This is a genomic window from Aeromonas sanarellii (assembly GCF_000820085.1).
Lineage (GTDB): Bacteria > Pseudomonadota > Gammaproteobacteria > Enterobacterales > Aeromonadaceae > Aeromonas > Aeromonas sanarellii.
The window spans coordinates 430-675 of the sequence record NZ_CDBN01000064.1 but is presented as its reverse complement, the minus strand read 5'-3'; the positions used below and the strand labels follow the sequence as shown (position 1 = coordinate 675).

At 66.7% G+C, this 246-nt stretch carries 1 protein-coding gene; it reads left to right on the top strand.

Annotation, left to right across the window (positions count from 1 at the left end; translation table 11 throughout):
- The coding region (locus BN1132_RS20285) for a molybdopterin-guanine dinucleotide biosynthesis protein MobB (RefSeq protein ID WP_042078005.1) at positions 1-246 on the top strand (246 nt) is incomplete at both ends.

The following is a 246-nucleotide window of genomic DNA, read 5'->3' as shown; positions in this document are numbered from 1 at the left end:
GAGGGGGAGCCTTCCCTGGCGGCGCTGCTGGCCCGCTTCGATGCCAGCGCCCTGGATCTGCTGCTGGTCGAGGGGTTCAAGCATCACCATTTTCCCAAGGTGGAGCTGTATCGCGCCGACATCGGCAGGCCCCTGCTCTTCCCCGATGACCCTGACATCATCGCCCTCGTGAGCGACACGCCCCAGGCGAGCCCCTTGCCCCGCTTCGGCTTCGACGAGCTGGAGGCCATCGCCGACTTTGTCTGC